We start from the raw sequence: 19,084 nt of genomic DNA on the forward strand, positions 1-19,084 counted from the left end.
AGTGGCCCCACAGATATACGCGATGCCGTCGTCAGGGCGACCCCTTTAAGCCTCCGGGCCTTACTGGGGCGCTGCGGCCTGCCCGGTGCGTCGGCGGCGCGGGCCGAGCAGGCAGGCGAGACCGAGCTGCACGCCGGAGACGGTGGCGATCATGCCGGCGGCGCTGACCGCGTAGGGCGAGCCGAACCAGAGCGGGCCGTAGCCGGCGAAAACATAGCCGGCGATGGCGGCGGTGGTGGCGAACAGCACGCTCCAGGCGACCTGCCGGCCGAGCCGGTCGGTCATCAGGCGGGCCGTCGCCGGCGGGCAGACGAACATGGCGATGACGATGATCGAGCCCACCGCGTCGAAGGCGGCGACGGCGGCGATCGCGGCCGCCACAACCAGGGCGAAGCCGACGGCGCCGGTGCGGATGCCGACTGCCTGGGCGAAACCGGGATCGAAGGTGGAGATCGCCAGCTCTTTCCAGAACGCCGCCATGAACCCGACGATCACCGCCAGCACGATGGCCAGCCGGAACAGCTGCGGCGGCAGGCCGGCGAGCGCGCCGATATCCAGCAGCGAGGACCAGCCGGTCGCGTCGAACCAGATCAGGCTCTCCAGGTTGCCGTACAGCGCATGCTCCACGTCGATATGCACGCCGCTGGTATCCGACTGCTCCAGCAGCAGCACGCCGGCGGCGAACAGGGTGGTGAAGACCACGCCCATGGCGGCTCCCGGCTCCACCTTACCCAGCCGCTTGATCAGCTCGATCAGGCCGACCGCGACCACGGCGGCGCCGGCGGCGCCGACCATCATCGGCCAGGCGGCGATGGTGCCGGTGACCAGGAAGGCGACGACGATGCCGGGCAGGGCGACATGGCTGATCGCGTCGCCGATCAGCGCCTGGCGGCGCAGCAGCAGGAAATTGCCCGGCAGCGCGCAGGCGATGGCGGCCAGCGTGCCGATGAGGATCGGAGCCAGGCTGAGCTGGAGGAATTCCACACCCCAATCCGCGTCCATCAGGTGGCCTCCGGCTTGGGCAGCAGGCTGTCCAGATGGGCGACCTGGTCGGGGGTCAGTACCTGGTCGATCGGGGTCAGGCCGTCATAGCGCTCCAGCACCGGATCGTCGGCCCGCAGGCGCCGGGCGGTGGCCCAGCGGGTCTCGTCGAGCTGGGCGCGGCCGGCGGCCCCGCGGCCGGTGCGCGTCATCACCCCGTCACCCCGCATCAGGCCGCGTCGGCGCAGGATGCGCAGGGTCAGCCGGTCGTAGATCGCCTCGCCCCGGGCCATGGCCAGCAGCCCCTGGCGCAGATGCACCCGATGCTGGAACCGCCGGTGCCGGATCGCCGATGCTAGCACGCCGCGGCGGGGCGAGAACGCGAGCGACAGCGCGAACAGGGCGAAGGCGACCAGCACGATGATCGGCCCGGTCGGCATGTCGCGCGCGGCGGCGGAAAGGGCGGCGCCGGTGAAGCCCGAGACGCCACCGATTCCGGCCGCGATCAGGATCAGCCGGTCGACCCGCTCGGTCCAGAACCGGGCGGCGACCGGTGGGATGATCAGCAGGGCGACGATCAGGATCAGACCGACCACCTTGAGACCGATGACCGTGACCACCAGGGCCAGGCCCATCATCGCCAGGTCGGTGCGGCGCACGTTGATGCCGAGCGTGGCGGCGTAGTCCGGGTCGAAAGCTACCAGGGTCATCGGCCGGCGCAGGATCGCCACCAGACCGACGGCCACCGCGCCGGCGGCGGCGATCAGCACCGCCTCGCCGATCAGCATGCCGGCGGTGGAGCCGAGCAGGAAGGTGTCGAGCCCGGCCTGCTTGCCGCCCTCCATGGTCTGGATCACGGTCAGCAGCACGATGCCGAGGCCGAAGAAGACGGACAGAATGGCGCCGATCGCGGCGTCCTCGCCCAGGCGGGTGCGGGCGGTGATCCACTCCACCCCCATCAGGCCGATTGCGGCCGAGGCGGCGGAGCCCAGGATCAGCCCCGGCAGCCAGCGCCCGTCGCCGCCGAGCAGCACCATCACGATGAAGGCGATGGCGACGCCGGGAAGGGTGGCGTGGGTGACGGCGTCGGATACCAGCGCGCGCTTGCGCAGGAACACGAAGGCTCCGGCCCCGCCGCCGGCGATGCCGAGCAGCCCGGCGCCGACGGCGACCAGGGCCGAGTTGTACCCGGCCTGCAGGGTCAGCGCGCGCAGGAAGAGCTCAAGGGTGGTCATCCGGCGCTCCTCCTCACGGCACCTCCACCTTCACACGCCCCGGCCCTGTGCCGGGGCCTTTGGGTGAGCGCGGAACAGGCCGTAGAGAGCACGCGGGAACGCCCGTGCGATCCAGGACGAGGGCCCCGGCGCGGGGCCGGGGAGGGATCAAAGGGGATGGGAGCGGCAACCATCGGCGTTTCCCGGCCTTCGCGCCTCAGCACGAACCCAGTCGCAGTTCGGCGATCTGGCTTTCGGCGAGGCGGCCGCCATAGGTCGCCTGCAGGGTCTCCGACGTGAACGCCTCGGCGATCGGACCTTCCGACTGCTTGCGCATGTTGATCAGCATCGCCCGGTCGAAATAGGCGGTCACCGTGGACAGGTCGTGATGCACGCAGACCACCGTCTTGCCCGCCGCCTTCAGCCCTTTCAGCACCGAGACGATGGCGTGCTCGGTGGCGGCGTCGACCCCGGCGAAGGGCTCGTCCAGCAGGTAGAGCTCGGCATCTTGGGCGAGCGCGCGGGCGAGGAAGACACGCTGCTGCTGGCCTCCGGAGAGCTGGCCGATCTGCCGGTCGGCGAAGTCCTGCATGCCGACCCGCTCCAGGCAGTCCATGGCGCGGGCGCGGTGCCGCGATCCGGCGAAACGGAACAGGCCGACCTCCCGGTACAGACCCATCATCACCACGTCGATCACCCGGGCCGGGAAGTCCCAGTCGACCGAGGCGCGCTGGGGTACATAGGCGACGTCGCGGCGAGCCTCCTTCAGCGGCTGGCCGTAGAACCGGACCTCGCCGGCGAGACGCGGGACGATGCCGAGCGCGCCCTTCAGGAAGGTCGACTTGCCGGCGCCGTTCGGGCCGACGATGGCGGTCATGCTGGCCGACGGGAAGCGGGCGTCCACGGAGAACACCGCGGGCTTCTCGCCATAGGCGACGGTGAGGCCGCGCACCTCCAGCGGGCAGTCGTCGCCGCCCGTCTCCACGGCGTATCCGCCGTCGCTTACCAGTTCGATATGGCTGTCCAGGCTCATCGCTTCCCTCGCTGCCCTAGGATCCGGTCACGAGCCGTCCCTGCATGCCCTGGGCCGGGGCGTCGCCGCCCAGTGCCCGGGTGATGCCGGTGACGTTGTGGTCGATCATGCCGATATAGGTGCCCTCGTAGGTGCCGGACGACCCCATGGCGTCGGAGAACAGCTCGCCGCCGATGCGCACCTTATGGCCGCGGGCGGCGGCGCCTTCGATCAAGGCCTGCACGTTGCGCGCCGAGACGGAGCTCTCCACGAAGACGGCGGTGATGCCGCGGGTGACCAGCGCGTCCACCAACTCCTCGATGCGGCGCAGCCCGGCCTCGGACTCGGTGGAGATCCCCTGGATCCCCATCACCTCGAAGTCGAAGGCGCGGCCGAAATAGCTGAAGGCGTCATGGGCGGTGACCAGCACGCGCTGCTCGGTCGGGACGGTGGCGAGGCGGGCGGCGGCATAGGCGTTTAGGGCATCCACCTCCGCCAGATGACGGTCGGCGCCGGCGGCATAGATCGCCGAGCCGTCCGGGTCGATTTCGCTCAGCGCGTCGCGCACGGCCAGCACCACCGGCCGCCACAGGGACGGGTCCATCCAGACATGCGGGTCGAAGCGGTTCTCGTAGTCGCTATGGGCGATCAGCCGGTCCCGGGGCACCGCTTCGCCCACGGCGAAGACCTGCTTGTGTCCGGCCAGATCCAGCAGGAACTCCTCGAGCTGCGCCTCCAGATACAGGCCGTGCCACAGCACCGCGTCGGCGCGCAGCATGGCGGCGATGTCGCTTCGGGTCTGGCGATACGCGTGGGGGTCGACGCCGGGTCCCATCAGCGCCCTGACGGCGACTCGCTCCCCACCGATCTGGCGGGCCGCGTCGGCGATCATCGAGGTCGTGGCCACCACCGTGACCGCCGGGGCCGCCGACGCGACCCGCGGCCAGGCGATACCGCCGGCCATCGCAAGAGCGAAGGCCGAAGCAGGCAGTCTTTTCAACAGGTTGCGCCGAGTGACCATGAGACGGGTAACGCTCCGATCCGACAGGGATTGCAGCAGTGTCCAAGAATAGTTGGGGTGCCTCCAAATGTTAGTCAAGCCTAAATTGCCAGCGGATCGTTCCCGTCGTACTGTCCGGTCCGGATTTGGCGCCGAGGATGGAATGGCGGACGAAGACAGCTTCCGGTCGATCGAGGACCATGCGCAGACCTTCAAGCGTCTGCGCGACGAGCATGCCCGCGAGGTCACCGAGGACTACGTGGAGATGATCGCCGACCTGATCGACCAGGACGGCGAGGCGCGGGCGGTGGCTCTGGCCGAGCGCTTCGGTGTGACCCCGGCGACGGTGAACAACACGGTCAAGCGGCTGGAGCGCGACGGCTACGTCACCAGCAAGCCGTACCGCGCGATCTTCCTGACCGATGACGGCCGGGCGCTGGCCGAGATGTGCAAGGAGCGCCACCGGCTGGTCTGCGACTTCCTCATGGCGATCGGCGTCGACCGCGACGTGGCCGAGGCCGATGCCGAGGGCATCGAGCACCATGTGAGCGAGGCGACCCTGTCGGTGTTCCGGGCCTTCGTGGAGAAGCAGGGCGACTAGTTTTGCTTTGATCGCCCGGGCCGACGCCCCATCTTGCGGGAACCCTCCGTCGAACCTGCAAGGTCACCCGTGAGCGACAGCACCGGCTCCAGCACTGCCCGCACATCCCATCCGGAGGACCGGCCGAAGGGCCGCGACCTCGCCGTACTGAAGCGGATCGTGGGCTTCGTCGCGCCGTATCGCGGCCGGGTGGCGCTGGCGGCGGTCGCCCTGGTTACCACCGCGGCGGCGATGCTGGCCGTGGGACAGGGGCTGCGCATTCTGGTCGATCGGGGCTTCGCCAGCGGCGATCCGGGGCAGCTCGATCAGGCGCTGGTGGCGCTGATCGGTCTCGCGGTGGTCCTGTCGATCGGCACCTATTCCCGCTTCTATCTGGTCTCCTGGCTGGGCGAGCGGATCGTCGCCGACCTGCGCAACGCGATCTTCCGCCGGGTGATCGCCCTGCATCCGGGCTTCTTCGAGGTCACCCGTACCGGCGAGGTACTGTCGCGGCTGACCACCGACACCACCCTGCTGCAGTCGATCATCGGCTCCAGCGCGTCGATGGCGCTGCGCAACCTGCTGGCCCTGATCGGCGGGCTGATCATGCTGTTCATCACCAATGCCAAGCTGGCCGGCCTGCTGATGCTGGTGGTGCCGGTGATCGTGGTGCCGATCCTGGTGATCGGACGGCGGGTGCGCCGGCTGGGGCGGGAGTCCCAGGACCGGGTCGCCGATATCGGCGCCTATGCCGATGAGAGCCTCGGCGCGATCCGTACCGTACAGGCCTTCACCCACGAAGCGGAGGACCGGCAGCGCTTCGGCCGCGAGGTGACCAACGCCTTCGCCACCGCCATCCGGCGCATCCACCTGCGTGGCCTGCTGTCCTCCACGGTGATCCTGCTGGTCTTCGCGTCGGTCGGCTTCGTGCTCTGGGTCGGCGGCAACGATGTCATGGCCGGCCGCATGTCGGCGGGCGAGCTGACCGCCTTCGTGTTCTACGGCGTCACCGTCGCCTTCTCGGTCGGCATCATCTCCGAGGTCTATGGCGAGCTGCTGCGCGCCGCCGGCGCGACCGAACGGCTGGTCGAGCTGCTGGAGGCGGAGCCGGAGATCCGGGCGCCCGAACACCCGGTCGCCCTGCCGTCGCCGGCGGAAGGACGGGTGGCGTTCGAGCATGTGGTGTTCCGTTATCCTTCGCGGCCTGAGACCTCCGCACTCAACGATTTCTCCCTCACGGTCTCCCCAGGGGAGACCGTGGCGCTGGTCGGCCCGTCCGGGGCCGGCAAGACGACGGTGTTCCAGCTTCTGCTGCGGTTCTACGACCCGGCCCAGGGGCGGGTGGTGATCGACGGCGTGGATGCCCGCACCGCCGAGCCGACGGATCTGCGCCGCCGCATCGCCCTGGTCTCCCAGGATCCGGTCGTGTTCGCCGCCAGCGCGATGGAGAACATCCGCTACGGCCGGCCCGACGCCACCGACGCCGAGGTGATCGCCGCCGCCCGCGACGCCGCCGCCCACGACTTCATCACCACCCTGCCGGATGGCTATGACAGCTTCCTGGGCGAGAAGGGCGTGCGCCTGTCCGGTGGCGAGCGCCAGCGCATCTCCATCGCCCGCGCCCTGCTGCGGGACCCGGCCATCCTGCTGCTGGACGAGGCGACCAGCGCGCTGGATGCCGAGAACGAGCGGCTCGTGCAGAACGCGCTCGACCGGCTGATGCAGGGCCGCACGACCCTGGTGATCGCCCACCGCCTGGCCACGGTGGTCGAGGCCGACCGGATCTGCGTGATCGAGACGGGACGGCTGGTCGCCGACGGCCCGCATGCGGAACTGATGCGCTCCAGCCCGCTCTACCGCCGGCTGGCGGAGCTGCAGTTCGGCTCCTCCTCCACCTAGAGCAGATCGTGCGGTGACGGGCCCCCTCCGCACCGCAGTGCAGGCTGACCTGTAGGCCCAGGGCCGGGAAGGGGTGGGGGAAGCTACTTCCGCCAGAAGGTCGGGGTGATCAGCACCAGCACGGTGAACAGCTCCAGCCGCCCCAGCAGCATGGCGAAGCACAGCAGCCATTTGGCCGCGTCGGGCAGCGGGTCGAAATTGCCCGCCGGGCCGATGATCGGACCGAGCCCCGGGCCGACGTTGCTGATCGCGGTGGCCGAGCCTGACATGGCGGTGATGAAGTCCAGCCCCATGGCCGCCAGCGCCATGGCGACCAGACCGAAGCACAGGATGTAGAGGAAGAAGAACCCCATCACCGCCTCGGAAACGGCTTCCGGAATGGGCTTGCGGTTGTAGTAGGGGATGAACACGCCGTGCGGCCGCAGCAGCCGGGCCAACTGGACCTTGGCGGTGGCGTAGAGCACCTGGAAGCGGAAGATCTTGATGCCGCAGGTCGTCGAGCCGGCGCAGCCGCCGACGAACATCAGGATCAGCATCATGGTCGTCACGAACCCGCCCCAGGCGCCGAAATCCGTCGTGGCGTAGCCGGTGCCGGTGATCACGGAGACCACATTGAAGGCGGCGTAGCGCAGGGCGTCTTGGCTGCCGAGGCCGATCTGCGTCAGGATCCAGAGCGTGACCAGCGCCACGCAGATCATCACGATGCTGAGGAACCAGCGCACCTGGCTGTCGCGCAGGATGCTGCGGGTGTCGCCGCGGGCGATCCGCAGATAGTGCACGAAGGGCAGGCTGCCGACGATCATGCCGACGGTGATGATCCAGTCGATCGCCGGGGTGTTGAAATAGCCGACCGACGCGTCCTTGGTCGAATACCCGCCGGTGGCGATGGTAGTCATCGCGTGGGCGACCGCGTCGAAGCCGTCCATCCCGGCGAGCCACAACGCCACCGCGCAGACGAAGGTGAGGCCGAGATACAGGCTGCCGATGCCGCCGGCCAACTGGGCCGCGCGGGGCAGCACCTTGTCCGGCGCGTCGAACGCCTCGGTCACGAAGAGCTGCATGCCGCCGACGCTCAGCATCGGCAGCACGGCCAGGGCCATGACGATGATACCGATGCCGCCGAGCCACTGAAGCAGGGCGCGCCAGAGCAGGATGCCCGGGGGCGCGGCATCGAGGTTGTCGATCACCGTCGCGCCGGTGGTTGTCACCCCGGACATCGACTCGAAGAACGCGTCGGCCGCCGACATGTCGAGTTCCGAAAAGGCGAAGGGCAGGGAGCCGAAGGCGGCGATGGAAACCCAGCTCATCGTGGTCAGCACGAAGGCCTGGCGCAGGCCGAGCTTCGCCCCCCGCACCGTGCGGGTGGCCAGCATCATGGACACGCCGATGAACAGGGTGATTCCGGCGGCGCCGAGGAACACCTGCCAGTCCGGGTGCTCCGTCGCCAGATCCACCGCAGCCGGCACGCACATGGCGACCGCCAGGAACGTCAGCAGCAAGCCGACGATGAAAAAGACCGGTCCAAAATCGATCACGCGGTTCCTGCCGGAAGGGTGGTCAGACCGGCGGGATGATCGGCCATCCCCGCCGGGCTGTCCACCGGGGCGGGAACCGACGGATCAGCCTAGCCCTCCGGCGCGCGCCATCGGGACAGCGGCATGATCGGAAGCTCGGGACGCGGCGCGTGCGGCAGCATGACGATGTATTCCAGCGCATGCCCGTCCGGGTCGTCGAAATGCACGCGGGTCGCCGGCCCGGTCAGGAGCTCTTGCCGATGAGCTGGTAGAATTCGCGCCGGCGGTCGGGATCTTCCTTGAAGCAGCCGAGCATCCGGGTGGTGACCATGCTCACACCGTGCTTGTGAACGCCGCGCGTGCTCATGCAGTGGTGTTCTGACTCGATCACCACCGCCACGCCGCGCGGCTCCAGCACCGTCTCGATCGCCTGGGCGATCTGGGCGGTCAGCCGCTCCTGGATCTGCATGCGCCTGGCATAGGCGTCGATCACCCGGGCGAGCTTGGAGATGCCGACGACACGGTCGTTCGGGAAGTAGGCCACATGGGCGGTGCCGATGATCGGCAGCATGTGGTGCTCGCAGAAGGATTCGAAGCGCACATCGCGCAGCAGCACGATCTCGTCGTACTCCTCCACCTCCTCGAAGGTCCGGGCCAGAATCTCGGCCGGATCGTAGAGGTAGCCGGAGAACAGCTCCTCGTAGGACTTCACCACCCGTTTCGGGGTGTCCTGAAGGCCTTCGCGGTCCGGGTTCTCGCCGACGAATTCGATCAGCGTGCGCACGGCGCGCTCCGCCTGCTCACGCGTCGGGCGGGGGTGGGCGGGCGTGACCGTTCCGGCCTCGCTGTCTGCGAGGGCTTGGTCATAGGGGGTCATGCGGGGGGTCCTTTGCTTCGGGAGGGGGTATCCCCTTGCCCCGCCTCACACGGCAGGACTTCGAGGACAGAGCCAGTAGCCGAATGTCGCCTTTCGACGCACGGTTCGAGAGTTATACGACGTAGCTTCCACTTGGATCAAAGCAACCTTCGGCCGCCCTGATAAAGCATGCGTGATCGATTGCGATCCCGGAGGCGGTTCAGTTGGGCCGGTGGGTGTCGTGCGGGCTGTCGAGGGAGAAGGCCGGAATCGCCACGTCGAACAGGGCGCCGTCCGCGTCCTCCATGGCGTAGCTGCCGACCATCAGTCCCGACGGGGTGGAGAGCGGACAGCCGCTGGTATACTCGAAATGCTCCCCCGGACCGAGCAGGGGCTGCTCGCCGACGACGCCCGGTCCCCGGACCTCCTGGGTATGGCCGGCGGCGTCGGTGATCCGCCAGTGCCGGGTCCGCAGCCGCACGGTCTCCCGCCCGGTATTCTCGATCCGCACCTGATAGGCCCAGACGTAGTGGTTATCCGACGGACTGGACTGTCCGTCGAGATAGACCGGGGTCACGGTCACCTGGATCTCGCGCGTGGTTTCGCTGTACATCGCCCGCCTCCTCTCGCAAGCGGCCTAAGGTGCCGTCATGCGGGGGCAAAACGCAACATCGCCGGTACAATCCGGGGCAGCGATGTCAGACGGCGGCCAGGTCTATGCGGGTTCCGCCCGCCGCGTCGGCATCGTCCGGATCGTGGGTGACCAGCAGGACCGGAAGGCCGCGGCGGGTCGCGTGGTCGAATACGAAGCGCCGGATGCGGTCGCGCAGGGCATGGTCCAGCCGGCTGAACGGCTCGTCGAGCAGCAGCGCGCGCGGGCGCGACAGCAGCGTGCGCATCAGCGCCACCCGGGTGCGCTGTCCGCCGGACAGGGTCGCCGGATCCCGGTCCTCGAAGCCGGCGAGTTCCGCCTCCTCCAGCGCCTCGCGGACCAGAGAGCGGCGCTCGGCCGCCGGCAGGCCGGGGGGCACACCGAACAGCAGGTTGTCGCGCACCGACAGGTGGGGAAACAGCAGGTCGTCCTGGAACAGCAGGCCGATGCCGCGGGCTTCCGGCGGCAGGTCCAGGATCGGCTCCTGGCCGATCCGCACCGTGCCGGAGGCGGTGAGCGCCGGGTCGAGCAGCCCGGCGATCAGCGACAGCAGGGAGGACTTGCCCGACCCGCTCGGTCCCATCACGGCGGTGACGTCGCCCGGGGAAACGGTGAGGGTGAGGGGGGCGAAGAGCGGCCGGCCGCCGATCGACAGCGACACGCCCTCCAGTCGGAGCACGCCGGCTTCCGCCCCCGGCTCAGCCAATCGTGAACCAGTCGCTGGTGATCGACGCCGCGGCGACCCCGGTCAGGGTGACGGTGGCGCCGCTCGACAGGGTGACGAGCGCGCCGCCGGAGGCGTCGGCGGTGGTGTAGGTCACGCTCGAGGCGATCGCCAGCTTGTCGCCGTCGGCGAAGGAGAAGTCGCTGATCGTGTCGGCGCCCGAGCCGACGACGAGGCCGAAGGTGTCGGCGCCCGAGCCGCCGGCCATCACGTCGTTGCCCAGATTGCCGGCCAGAAAATCCGCGCCGGCCCCGCCGGACAGGGTGTCGTTGCCCTGACCGCCGTACAGGCTGTCGGCATCGGCATTACCCCAGATCCCGTCGTCGGCGACGTTGCCGTACAGCACGTCGGCCCCGGCGCCGCCGCTCAGCACGTCGGCGTCCCGGCCGCCGAACGCGGTATCGGCACCGTTGTCGCCGTCGAGGGAGTCGGCGCCGACATTGCCGTAGAGCACGTCGTTGTCCTCGCCGCCATGGATCGAATCCCCGTCCTGGCCGCCGAACAGCACATCCGCGCCGCTGTTGCCGAAGAGCACGTCGATGCCGGTATTGCCGTAGAGGTAGTCGACACTGTCGCCGCCGTTCAGGGTGTCGGCGCCGGCATTGCCCATCAGGGTGTCGTTGCCGGCCCCGCCGCTGATCGTGTCGGCGCCGCGGCCGCCGAAGACCGAGTCGTTGGCCGCCCCGCCCAGCAGCAGATCGTCGCCGATATTGCCGTAGATGATGTCGTTGTCGGCGCCGCCGGACAGGCTGTCGTTGCCGTCGCCGCCCACCAGGGTGTCGAGCCCGTTGCCGCCGAGGATGACGTCGTCGCCGTTGCCCGCGCCCCCGGCCAGGCTGTCGTTGCCGTTGCCCCCGGTCAGCGTGTCGTCGTCCGGGCCGCCGGTGGCCGTGTCCGCGGCTTCCGACAGGGTGACGTTGGCCTTGAGCTGCGTACCGGTGAACTCGGCCGCGGTGAAGGAAACGCCGATCGTGCTGGTGACCGTGAGGGTCACCGTGCCGCTGGTATTGGACAGGACCGTCGCGGGAAGGGAAATCGCGTGGGCGGCGTTCGAGGTGATCGCGATCGTCGAATAGCCGACGACGTTGTTCAGCGTCGCGCTGACCAGAGTTCCGGAGGTGATGTTGAGGATGTCTGTACCGCTGCCGTCGGCGATGCCGCTCAGACCGCTAACCGAAGTATTCACCGTAGCCATGGCTTTCCCAGTTCTGTGAGATAACGGCTTTTTGCCGAGCCAATAGTCTTTCAGAACAACCGGTTATCATAGGTGTCTTGCATTGTCATCAATCGAGGTGAAGGTCCTTGCGCCGGATCGCGTCTTGGCGCATGTTCTGCGTCCCGGCGCGGGTGTAGTTCAGTGGTAGAACGACAGCTTCCCAAGCTGTATGTCGTGGGTTCGATTCCCATCACCCGCTCCATATGCCCCTCTCGGGCCGCCGGAACCTCCGTCATGGCCATGTGTTGCGCGGATGCAACGCTTCCGCTGAAACCGACCTGTTCCAGATGTGATCTGCGTCTGGACGCCCGCCGCGGTTAGGATCGCCGGGTCGTATGCCTCTTCGCTCGCCCTGTGACGGGAGCCGGTCATGATCCTCTGGCGCACTGCCTTCGTCCTGCTCCTGTTCGCGCTGGCCCTGCCGGCCGGCCGGGGCCAGTCGGCGGAAACCCGACCCTGGGACGAGATCGTCGCCGCGGCGGAGGGACAGACGGTCCACTTCAACGCCTGGGGCGGCGACGCGCGGATCAACGCCTATATCGTCTGGGCCGGCGAGCGCTTGAAGGCGCTCTACGGCATCGACCTGGTGCAGGTGAAGCTGTCCGATACCGGCGACGCGGTCAGCCGGGTCCTGGCGGAAAAGACCGCCGGGCGCGACAGCGGCGGGTCAATCGACCTGATCTGGATCAACGGCGAGAACTTCGCTGCGATGAAGGCCAACGGCCTGCTGCACGGGCCGTGGGTGGCGACGGCGCCGAACTTCGCGCTGGTGGACGTGGCCGGCAAGCCGACCACCGTGACCGATTTCTCGGTGCCGACCGACGGGCTGGAAGCGCCCTGGGGCATGGCCCAGTTCACGATGATGGTCGACACCGCTTATGTGGACGCTCCGCCCCGCACGGCGGCGGCCCTGCTGGACTGGGTCCAGGCCAATCCGGGCCGCTTCACCTATCCCCAGCCGCCGGATTTTCTCGGCACCACCTTCCTGAAACAGCTTCTGGCGATGCGGGTGGCGACGCCGGCGGTGCTGGCCGACCCTCTGGACGAGGCGGCGGCCCGCTCGGTGACGGCCCCCCTCTGGGCCTATCTGGACACCCTGCACCCGCATCTGTGGCGCGACGGCCGGTCCTTTCCCAAGGATGCCGGCGCCCTGCGGCGGTTGCTGGGCGACGGCGAGATCAGCTTCGCCTTCGACTTCAACCCGGCGCGGGCCAGTGCGGCGATCGAGGCGGGCGAACTGCCGGACACGGTGCGCACCTACGTCTTCGACGGCGGCACCATCGGCAACACGCATTTCCTCGCCGTCCCGTTCAACGCGGCGGCGAAGGAGGGTGCCATGGTGGTGGCGGATTTCCTGATGTCGGCGGAGGCACAGATCCGCAAGCAGGACCCGCGGGTCTGGGGCGATTTCACCGTGCTGGACGTGGCGGGCCTGCCGGCGGCCGACCGGAAGGCCTTTGCCGCCCTGCCGCTGGGAGTGGCCACCCTGTCGCCTGAGGAACTCGGCCCGGTGCTCCCCGAACCCCATCCGAGTTGGGTCGCCTGGCTGGAGGCGGAATGGGAGCGCCGCTACGTCGCGGGGCGGTAGGGGTGAACGTCGCCGAGTCTTCCATCCTTTTCAACACTCCCCGGCCTTTTGCCGGGGCAAGGCGTGCGGTCGCTTCGACTGCCGGGCGAAGGGTCCGGAACGCCCGTCTCAGCCCAACCGCTCGCCCCGGCACAGGGCCGGGGAGTGATCGAGGAGGCTGGCGATGAGAAAGGCTGTCCCCGGTTCCGGTTCCAGGCCCCGCCGATGATCCGCCTCGCGCCGGTCCTGGCCGTGCTGGTGATGATCGGGCCGGTGGCGGCCGGGCTGGTGGGGACCGTGCTGCCGGCGCTGGGATGGCTGCCGGTGCTCGGCGGCGATACCGTCTCCCTCGACACGTTCAGGGCGCTGCGCGCCGAACCCGGTCTGTGGACCAGTGCCTGGCTGTCCCTGTCCGTCGGCCTCGGGTCGACCGCCGCCGCCTTCTGCCTGACGGTGGGGTTCACCGCGGCGGCCCAGGACACCCGGATGTTCCGGGCCGCCTCCCGGCTGATCTCGCCGCTGCTGTCGGTGCCGCACGTGACCCTGGCGATCGGTCTGGCGTTCCTGATGGCGCCGAGCGGCTGGGCGGCGCGTCTGCTGTCGCCCTGGGCGACCGGCTGGGAGCGGCCGCCGGACCTGCTGATCGTCCAGGATCCGCACGGCCTGTCCCTCGCCCTCGGCCTGATGCTGAAGGAGACGCCGTTCCTGTTCGTCATGCTGCTGGCCGGCCTGGACAGCCTGCCGGCGCGGCGCATCCTGGCCACCACCCGGAGCCTCGGGTACCGGCCGATGACCGGCTGGCTGAAGGCGGTTCTGCCCCAGGTCTATCCCCGGCTGCGGCTGCCGATCTTCGCGGTGCTGGCCTTCGCCACGTCCACGGTCGACATGGCGATCCTGCTCGGCCCGACCACGCCGGCCCCCCTGGCAGTGCGGGTGGTGCAATGGATGGGCGATCCGGACCTGACCCGGCGCTTCGTCGGGTCGGCCGGGGCGGTGCTGCAGGCCGGGATCGCGTTGGCCGCGATCGCCCTATGGGTCGCCGCCGAACGGCTTGTCATCGTCCTCGGCCGGCCTTGGATCCGCGCCGGAGGTCGCGGACGGGGCGAGGGCGTGTGGCGGGCGCTGACCGTCACCGCGATGGGGGCGGCGGGTGCCATGGCCGCGCTGTCCCTGCTGTCCCTGGCCGTCTGGTCGGTGGCCGGGCCCTGGCGGTTTCCGGATGCCCTGCCGGCGGCCGTATCCGTGCAGGGCTGGATGCGGGGCGGCGCCGACCTGGTGTCGGCCGCCGGCGCGACGGTCACGGTCGCCCTGGCGGCCACCGCCCTCGCCCTCGCGCTCGTCGTTGCCTGCCTGGAGCGGGAGACCCGGCTCGGCGCCCGGCCGGGGCGGGCGGTGGACTGGCTGCTCTACACGCCGCTGATCGTCCCCCAGGTCGCCTTCCTGTTCGGGGTGCAGGTGCTGCTGATCCTCGGGCACCTGGATGGCGGCTGGCTCGCCGTGGTGTGGAGCCACCTGGTCTTCGTCCTGCCCTATGTCTTCCTGTCGCTGGCCGGGGCCTGGCGCCGGTTCGACGCCCGCTACATCGCCGTCGCGCGCAGCCTCGGCCGCAGCCCGACCGCCGTCCTGTTTTCGGTGACCCTGCCGATGCTGGCCCGGCCGGTTGCGACCGCGGCGGCGATCGGTGCGGCGGTCTCCGTCGCGCTGTATCTGCCCACCCTGTTCGCCGGAGCCGGGCGAATCGAGACACTCACGACCGAAGCGGTGGCGCGGGCCTCGTCCGGCGACCGCCGGGTTATTGCGACCTACGGGCTCCTGCAGATCGCCCTGCCGCTTGCCGGCTTTTCCTTGGCTGGCCTAGCGGCGCGGCGGTTTTCGCGACCGCGTTAACGAATCTGTTACTGCTGCGTCGCACAATGTCGCAGTAAGCCGCCCTTGAAAAATTCGCCGGGGGGCGCTAAGTGACGCGTTCAAGTTTCCACATCGTCAGCGCGCCATAGGCAGTCCGACCTTTTCGGGCGCCTGCGCGTCTTGTCTGCCGAGCGCCTCTGCTTGCACCGGTGCCGGGTGGGCTGACACGTTATCATCAAAGAGGAGGACCGCATGGCAGATAAGCCGCTCGCCGGACGTACCATTGCTATTATGCTCGCCAACGGATTTGACGAGATCGAGTTCACCGAGCCTCAGAAGAAGCTGATCGAAGCCGGCGCGACCACCAAGGTGGTGTCGCGCGCCAACGGCTTGGTCAACGGCTGGTATGAGGGCTCCTGGGGCCACTTCTTCCCCGTCGATGTCGATCTGACCGAAACGCTGGCGGTCGACTATGACGGTCTGGTTATTCCGGGTGGCATGCGCGCCGTCGACAAGATGGCCGAGGATCCCCACAGCCAGCGCGTTCTGAAGGCGTTCATGCGCGCGTCGATGCCGGTCGCCGTCGTCGGCGACGCCGGCAAGCTGCTGGCGCAGACCGAGACCGTGAAGGGCCGCACCGTGACGTCCAGCGACGAGGTCCGCGCTGAGCTCGAGGCTGCCGGCGCGAGCTGGGAAGAGACCAAGTTCGTGGTCGAAGGCGCCCTTGTCACCGCCAATGGCGTTGAGGGTGTGCGCGATGCGATGGATGCGTTCGTCGCCGTCGTCGCCGCCTACGAGAGCGAGGACGCGAAGGCCGCCTGATCCGGCGTTGCCCGAGCCCGCCCGCCGGATCTCCGGCGGCGCATAAACAGTCTGGAAGCGACGCCCGTGGATGCATCGGCGTCGCTTTCGTTTTTGCACCGCATCGAACAGCCGATAGAGTGCCGTCATGACCAGTGAAACGCCCCCGTCCGCCCCGCCGCGACCGGCCGCCACCATTCCCAGTCCCTGCGTCGGCGTCTGTTCGATCGATCGCGAGACCCGGTTCTGCCTGGGCTGCCACCGCTCGATGGAGGAGATCGCACACTGGTCGCGCTACGACGACGCCCGGCGCCTGGAGGTGATCGAGGCCCTGCGTCAGCGCCAGACCGAAGCCGGCGAGAACCGTCGCCGCCTGACCAAGCGCCGCCGCCTGGCGGGCTCCACCGAATAGGGGACACTCGAGTGTCGAACGCGTTGCTGGACCTGCTGGCCGAGCGTGGCCACCTGATCGCCGATGGGGCCATGGGCACCAACCTGTTCGCCCTGGGACTGGAGACCGGCAACTCGCCCGAGCTGTGGAACGTGGAGGCACCGGAGAAGGTCGCCGCCGTCCATCGCGGCTTTCTGGAGGCCGGCTCCGACATCGTGCTGACCAACAGTTTCGGCGGCACCGCCCACCGCCTGAAGCTGCACGGCGCCCAGGACCGGGTGAGGGAACTCAACGCCGCCGCCGCCCGGGTCTGCCGCACGGCGGTCGACCGCTGGAAAGCGGAGACCGGCAAGACCTGTCTGGTCGCCGGCTCCATGGGGCCGACCGGTGAGCTGTTCGAGCCGCTGGGCGCGCTGACGCCGGCGACCGGCGAAGCCGCCTTCGCCGCCCAGGCCGAGGGTCTGGCGGAAGGCGGGGCCGATATTCTCTGGATCGAGACGATCTCGGCCGCCGAGGAGATGGCGGCGGCCGTCGCCGGGGCCGCCCGGGTCGGCCTGCCCATCGTCGCCACCATGACCTTCGACACCAACGCGCGGACCATGATGGGTCTGACCCCGGCGGATTTCGCCGCCCTGGCCCCGACCCTTGCGGTCGTGCCGAGCGCCATCGGCGCCAATTGCGGCGTCGGGCCGGCGGAACTGGCGCAGACGATCCTCGGCCTGACCGAGGCCGATCCGCAGGCGGTCGTCGTCGCCAAGGGGAACTGCGGCATCCCGCAATATGTCGACGGCGCCATCGTCTATGACGGCACCCCGGAGGCCATGGGGGTCTATGCATGGATCGTGCGCGATGCCGGCGCCAGGATCGTCGGCGGCTGCTGCGGCTCCAAGCCGGAGCATGTGCGGGCCATCGCCGAGGCGCTCAAGGGCTACACGCCGGGCGAGCGGCCGAGCCTCGAGCGGATCACCGAGGAACTCGGGGCTCCCTGGTCCAAGGGCGGCCGCCTGTCGGACCATGCGCCGGACGGGATCGACGAGGAGGGCGGCCGCCGCCGCGGCCGCCGCCGGCGCGCCGGCTGAGGACACCGGATTTGGGGAGGGGAGAATGAGCGCACCGATCTTTCACTTGCTGGCGGGCGCGCCGGCTCCCGTCGCCCCCTACAGCCACGCGGTGGAGGTGGACGGCTGGGTGCTGGTCACCGGACAGCTTGCCACCGACCCGGACGACGATTCCACGCCGCTGCCCGAGGGTGTCGAGGCGCAGACCGTCAAGACCATGGAGAACCTGAAGCGGGTGCTCGCCGGGCTCGGCCTGGGCTTCGAGCATGTGGTGCAGGCCCGGGTCTTCATCGCCGAGTTCGAGCGCGACTACGCCGCCATGAACGCGGTCTATGCGACCTATTTCGCCGAGGACCGCCGCCCGGCCCGCACCTGTATCGGGGTGACAGGCCTGGCGCGCGGCGCGCTGGTGGAGATCGACGTCGTGGTCCGGCGGCCGGACTGACCGCTCAGCCGTCGTTGATGGTCAGCCCGGAGAGCACGTCGGCGATCGTGTCGTTCGCCACCGCGTCGTTCGGGTTGGCGCAGGCGAAGCCCCAGGCCGCCCGATTGCCGGCCTTGACGATCTCGGTCTTGCCCTGATCCCAGGCCCGGGTGAAGGCGAAGCACAGATCCGCTCCGCTGGAGAACCGGCGCACCGTGAACTGCCGGGCGCCCGAGAGCACGTCGAAGGGCTCGCTGAACTCCGGTTTGGCTGAGCGTGTCTGGGCGATCAGGTTGCCGATCTGCTCCGGGTCGGCCGGGCTGTGCAGCCGGTCGCCGCTGCTGATTTCCTCGTAGACCACGAGGGCGCGAGCCAGGCGGGTCTCCTTGGACTGGTACATGGCGGCGTGCTGGGTCGCCGGGGTGCCGCCCTGCTGCCGGGTGGTGTAGGTGGCCTGGGTATTGTCCACGATGGGATGGGTCAGGCGAACCTTGGTCTCGCCGCTGCCCACCTTAGCCCATTGGGCCTCGGCCGGGGAGGCGGACAGGGCCGCGCCGGCGATGACCGCCAGGGCGGCGGCGAAGGACAGACGTCTCAGGGTATCGAGCATACTTCCTCTCTCAAGAGTTCCATGACGGCGCCGTCGGTCGTCCGGCGCCGTTCGCATACCCGCCCCCAGGCTCCCCCCGGCCTTAACGCCTCGGGCCACGGCATGCAAGCCATGGCAGGAATGCCACGGTCCCGCGTAGCCGATCAGTCGCGGACAATGATGGCCTGGGCGACCCCCTCGATCCGCTCCCGGGTCACGGCGACGTCCGGCTCCTCGCACATGTAGCCGAGGATCTGCTCGGTGCCGGCGGAGGTGGTCTCGGAGGCGGATCCGCCCCAGGTCTGCGCCAGGGCGGCGCATTCCACCCTGTCCTCCAGCCGGAACCGCTGGACGTCCAGTGCCCCGCGCTCGGTCACGATCTGCAGCTTCTGGCCGAGATCGATGTCCGCGCTCTGCAGCACCCTCCACTTCAGGACCCGGTCGGTCGAGCGGGCGGAGCGGAAATGGTAGCCGGGCTGCAGCTCCAGATAGACCAGCATCGCCCGGTCCAGCCTGAACTTGTCGGTCTTGTAGCGGGCCACGTGGAAGGTGCTGCTGAAGCTGTCGTTCATGGCCCGCAGGAAGATGCCACCTCCCTTCGCGTCGGGCAGATCGATGACGATCTTCGACTCCTCGGCCTGAACGGATTGCCAGTCCAGACCGGCATCCTCCGCTGCGCCGGCCGGTCCGGCGGGCAGGGCCAGGAGACCGAGAAGGAAGGCGGCGAGAAGCGGTCTCATCGGAGTCTCTCCATCGGT

The 19,084-nt window shown here is 69.3% G+C and carries 19 protein-coding genes and 1 tRNA gene; 9 read left to right on the forward strand and 11 right to left on the reverse strand.

All coding sequences use genetic code 11. The features are described from left to right. Positions 1-60: 60 nt before the first annotated feature. From BLS34_RS13940 to BLS34_RS13955, 4 genes are all read right to left on the reverse strand, one after another. Entirely contained in the window at positions 61-1,002 is a 942-nt protein-coding gene (locus BLS34_RS13940) for a metal ABC transporter permease (protein WP_038013754.1), read from the reverse strand. Next, the gene (locus tag BLS34_RS13945; RefSeq protein ID WP_028793545.1) at positions 1,002-2,216 is read right to left on the reverse strand and encodes a metal ABC transporter permease; all 1,215 of its coding nucleotides are present in this window, start codon (positions 2,214-2,216) and stop codon (positions 1,002-1,004) included. The genes BLS34_RS13940 and BLS34_RS13945 overlap by 1 nt, the downstream gene beginning before the upstream one ends. 196 nt (positions 2,217-2,412) lie before the next feature. Beyond that, positions 2,413-3,228, reverse strand: coding sequence for a metal ABC transporter ATP-binding protein (locus BLS34_RS13950; RefSeq protein ID WP_093151169.1), 816 nt, complete (start codon positions 3,226-3,228; stop codon positions 2,413-2,415). Between the two features lie 16 nt (positions 3,229-3,244). Continuing rightward, positions 3,245-4,207, reverse strand: coding sequence for a metal ABC transporter solute-binding protein, Zn/Mn family (locus tag BLS34_RS13955; protein WP_245701977.1), 963 nt, complete (start codon positions 4,205-4,207; stop codon positions 3,245-3,247). A 163-nt stretch (positions 4,208-4,370) separates the two neighbouring features. Here BLS34_RS13955 and mntR point away from each other — a divergent pair, with 163 nt between their 5' ends. Both mntR and BLS34_RS13965 read left to right on the forward strand, forming a co-directional pair. Continuing rightward, positions 4,371-4,808, forward strand: coding sequence for a manganese-binding transcriptional regulator MntR (gene mntR, locus BLS34_RS13960; RefSeq protein WP_028793548.1), 438 nt, complete (start codon positions 4,371-4,373; stop codon positions 4,806-4,808). A 69-nt stretch (positions 4,809-4,877) separates the two neighbouring features. After that, entirely contained in the window at positions 4,878-6,686 is a 1,809-nt protein-coding gene (locus BLS34_RS13965; RefSeq protein WP_093151173.1) for an ABC transporter transmembrane domain-containing protein, read from the forward strand. Positions 6,687-6,769: 83 nt separating this feature from the next. Here the strand turns inward: BLS34_RS13965 and BLS34_RS13970 are convergent, their stop codons facing one another. The 5 genes from BLS34_RS13970 to BLS34_RS13990 all read right to left on the reverse strand — a co-directional run bounded on the left by BLS34_RS13970 (position 6,770) and on the right by BLS34_RS13990 (position 11,627). Next, entirely contained in the window at positions 6,770-8,221 is a 1,452-nt protein-coding gene (locus BLS34_RS13970; protein WP_245701978.1) for a TrkH family potassium uptake protein, read from the reverse strand. A gap of 223 nt (positions 8,222-8,444) precedes the next feature. Continuing rightward, the gene (gene folE, locus BLS34_RS13975) at positions 8,445-9,077 is read right to left on the reverse strand and encodes a GTP cyclohydrolase I FolE (RefSeq protein ID WP_038013759.1); all 633 of its coding nucleotides are present in this window, start codon (positions 9,075-9,077) and stop codon (positions 8,445-8,447) included. Between the two features lie 199 nt (positions 9,078-9,276). Next, positions 9,277-9,669 carry a Co2+/Mg2+ efflux protein ApaG gene (gene apaG, locus BLS34_RS13980; protein WP_028793551.1) on the reverse strand — a complete coding sequence of 131 codons (393 nt, stop codon included), beginning with the start codon at positions 9,667-9,669 and terminating at the stop codon, positions 9,277-9,279. An 85-nt stretch (positions 9,670-9,754) separates the two neighbouring features. Continuing rightward, the gene (locus tag BLS34_RS13985) at positions 9,755-10,387 is read right to left on the reverse strand and encodes an ATP-binding cassette domain-containing protein (RefSeq protein ID WP_215906113.1); all 633 of its coding nucleotides are present in this window, start codon (positions 10,385-10,387) and stop codon (positions 9,755-9,757) included. Positions 10,388-10,406: 19 nt separating this feature from the next. Then, positions 10,407-11,627: a calcium-binding protein gene (locus BLS34_RS13990; RefSeq protein WP_093151176.1), complete on the reverse strand. Its 1,221-nt coding sequence runs from the start codon at positions 11,625-11,627 to the stop codon at positions 10,407-10,409. A gap of 148 nt (positions 11,628-11,775) precedes the next feature. Between BLS34_RS13990 and BLS34_RS13995 the strand changes: the two genes are divergently transcribed. From BLS34_RS13995 to BLS34_RS14025, 7 genes are all read left to right on the forward strand, one after another. Continuing rightward, positions 11,776-11,850: transfer RNA gene (locus tag BLS34_RS13995), tRNA-Gly, on the forward strand. Positions 11,851-12,018: 168 nt separating this feature from the next. After that, complete coding sequence (locus BLS34_RS14000; RefSeq protein WP_093151179.1) at positions 12,019-13,236, forward strand: ABC transporter substrate-binding protein; 1,218 nt, start codon at positions 12,019-12,021, stop codon at positions 13,234-13,236. A gap of 144 nt (positions 13,237-13,380) precedes the next feature. Then, positions 13,381-15,102 carry an ABC transporter permease gene (locus BLS34_RS14005; protein ID WP_245701979.1) on the forward strand — a complete coding sequence of 574 codons (1,722 nt, stop codon included), beginning with the start codon at positions 13,381-13,383 and terminating at the stop codon, positions 15,100-15,102. Between the two features lie 213 nt (positions 15,103-15,315). After that, entirely contained in the window at positions 15,316-15,885 is a 570-nt protein-coding gene (locus tag BLS34_RS14010) for a DJ-1/PfpI family protein (protein WP_028793555.1), read from the forward strand. 127 nt (positions 15,886-16,012) lie between these two features. Next, entirely contained in the window at positions 16,013-16,276 is a 264-nt protein-coding gene (locus tag BLS34_RS14015) for a DUF1289 domain-containing protein (RefSeq protein WP_051244173.1), read from the forward strand. A gap of 11 nt (positions 16,277-16,287) precedes the next feature. After that, positions 16,288-17,334 (forward strand): betaine--homocysteine S-methyltransferase, encoded by a 1,047-nt coding sequence (gene bmt, locus BLS34_RS14020; protein WP_093151183.1) that lies wholly within the window; start codon positions 16,288-16,290, stop codon positions 17,332-17,334. Between the two features lie 25 nt (positions 17,335-17,359). Further along, entirely contained in the window at positions 17,360-17,758 is a 399-nt protein-coding gene (locus BLS34_RS14025; RefSeq protein WP_175474229.1) for a RidA family protein, read from the forward strand. Between the two features lie 4 nt (positions 17,759-17,762). Here the strand turns inward: BLS34_RS14025 and BLS34_RS14030 are convergent, their stop codons facing one another. Continuing rightward, entirely contained in the window at positions 17,763-18,347 is a 585-nt protein-coding gene (locus BLS34_RS14030) for a hypothetical protein (RefSeq protein WP_093151185.1), read from the reverse strand. Positions 18,348-18,490: 143 nt separating this feature from the next. Beyond that, positions 18,491-19,066, reverse strand: coding sequence for a hypothetical protein (locus tag BLS34_RS14035; RefSeq protein ID WP_093151186.1), 576 nt, complete (start codon positions 19,064-19,066; stop codon positions 18,491-18,493). Positions 19,067-19,084 lie beyond the last annotated feature (18 nt).

This window comes from Thalassobaculum litoreum DSM 18839 (assembly GCF_900102465.1).
Taxonomy (GTDB): Bacteria; Pseudomonadota; Alphaproteobacteria; order Thalassobaculales; family Thalassobaculaceae; genus Thalassobaculum; species Thalassobaculum litoreum.

Bases quoted from the DNA above. Each gene is read 5' to 3' on its own strand.
- apaG (WP_028793551.1), bottom strand. From the start codon at position 9,669: ATGTACAGCGAAACCACGCGCGAGATCCAGGTGACCGTGACCCCGGTC.
- BLS34_RS13945 (WP_028793545.1), bottom strand. From the start codon at position 2,216: ATGACCACCCTTGAGCTCTTCCTGCGCGCGCTGACCCTGCAGGCCGGG.
- folE (WP_038013759.1), bottom strand. From the start codon at position 9,077: ATGACCCCCTATGACCAAGCCCTCGCAGACAGCGAGGCCGGAACGGTC.
- BLS34_RS13950 (WP_093151169.1), bottom strand. From the start codon at position 3,228: ATGAGCCTGGACAGCCATATCGAACTGGTAAGCGACGGCGGATACGCC.
- BLS34_RS14015 (WP_051244173.1), top strand. From the start codon at position 16,013: ATGACCAGTGAAACGCCCCCGTCCGCCCCGCCGCGACCGGCCGCCACC.
- BLS34_RS14025 (WP_175474229.1), top strand. From the start codon at position 17,360: ATGAGCGCACCGATCTTTCACTTGCTGGCGGGCGCGCCGGCTCCCGTC.
- mntR (WP_028793548.1), top strand. From the start codon at position 4,371: ATGGCGGACGAAGACAGCTTCCGGTCGATCGAGGACCATGCGCAGACC.
- BLS34_RS14010 (WP_028793555.1), top strand. From the start codon at position 15,316: ATGGCAGATAAGCCGCTCGCCGGACGTACCATTGCTATTATGCTCGCC.
- BLS34_RS14030 (WP_093151185.1), bottom strand. From the start codon at position 18,347: ATGCTCGATACCCTGAGACGTCTGTCCTTCGCCGCCGCCCTGGCGGTC.
- BLS34_RS14035 (WP_093151186.1), bottom strand. From the start codon at position 19,066: ATGAGACCGCTTCTCGCCGCCTTCCTTCTCGGTCTCCTGGCCCTGCCC.
- BLS34_RS13940 (WP_038013754.1), bottom strand. From the start codon at position 1,002: ATGGACGCGGATTGGGGTGTGGAATTCCTCCAGCTCAGCCTGGCTCCG.
- BLS34_RS14000 (WP_093151179.1), top strand. From the start codon at position 12,019: ATGATCCTCTGGCGCACTGCCTTCGTCCTGCTCCTGTTCGCGCTGGCC.
- BLS34_RS13990 (WP_093151176.1), bottom strand. From the start codon at position 11,627: ATGGCTACGGTGAATACTTCGGTTAGCGGTCTGAGCGGCATCGCCGAC.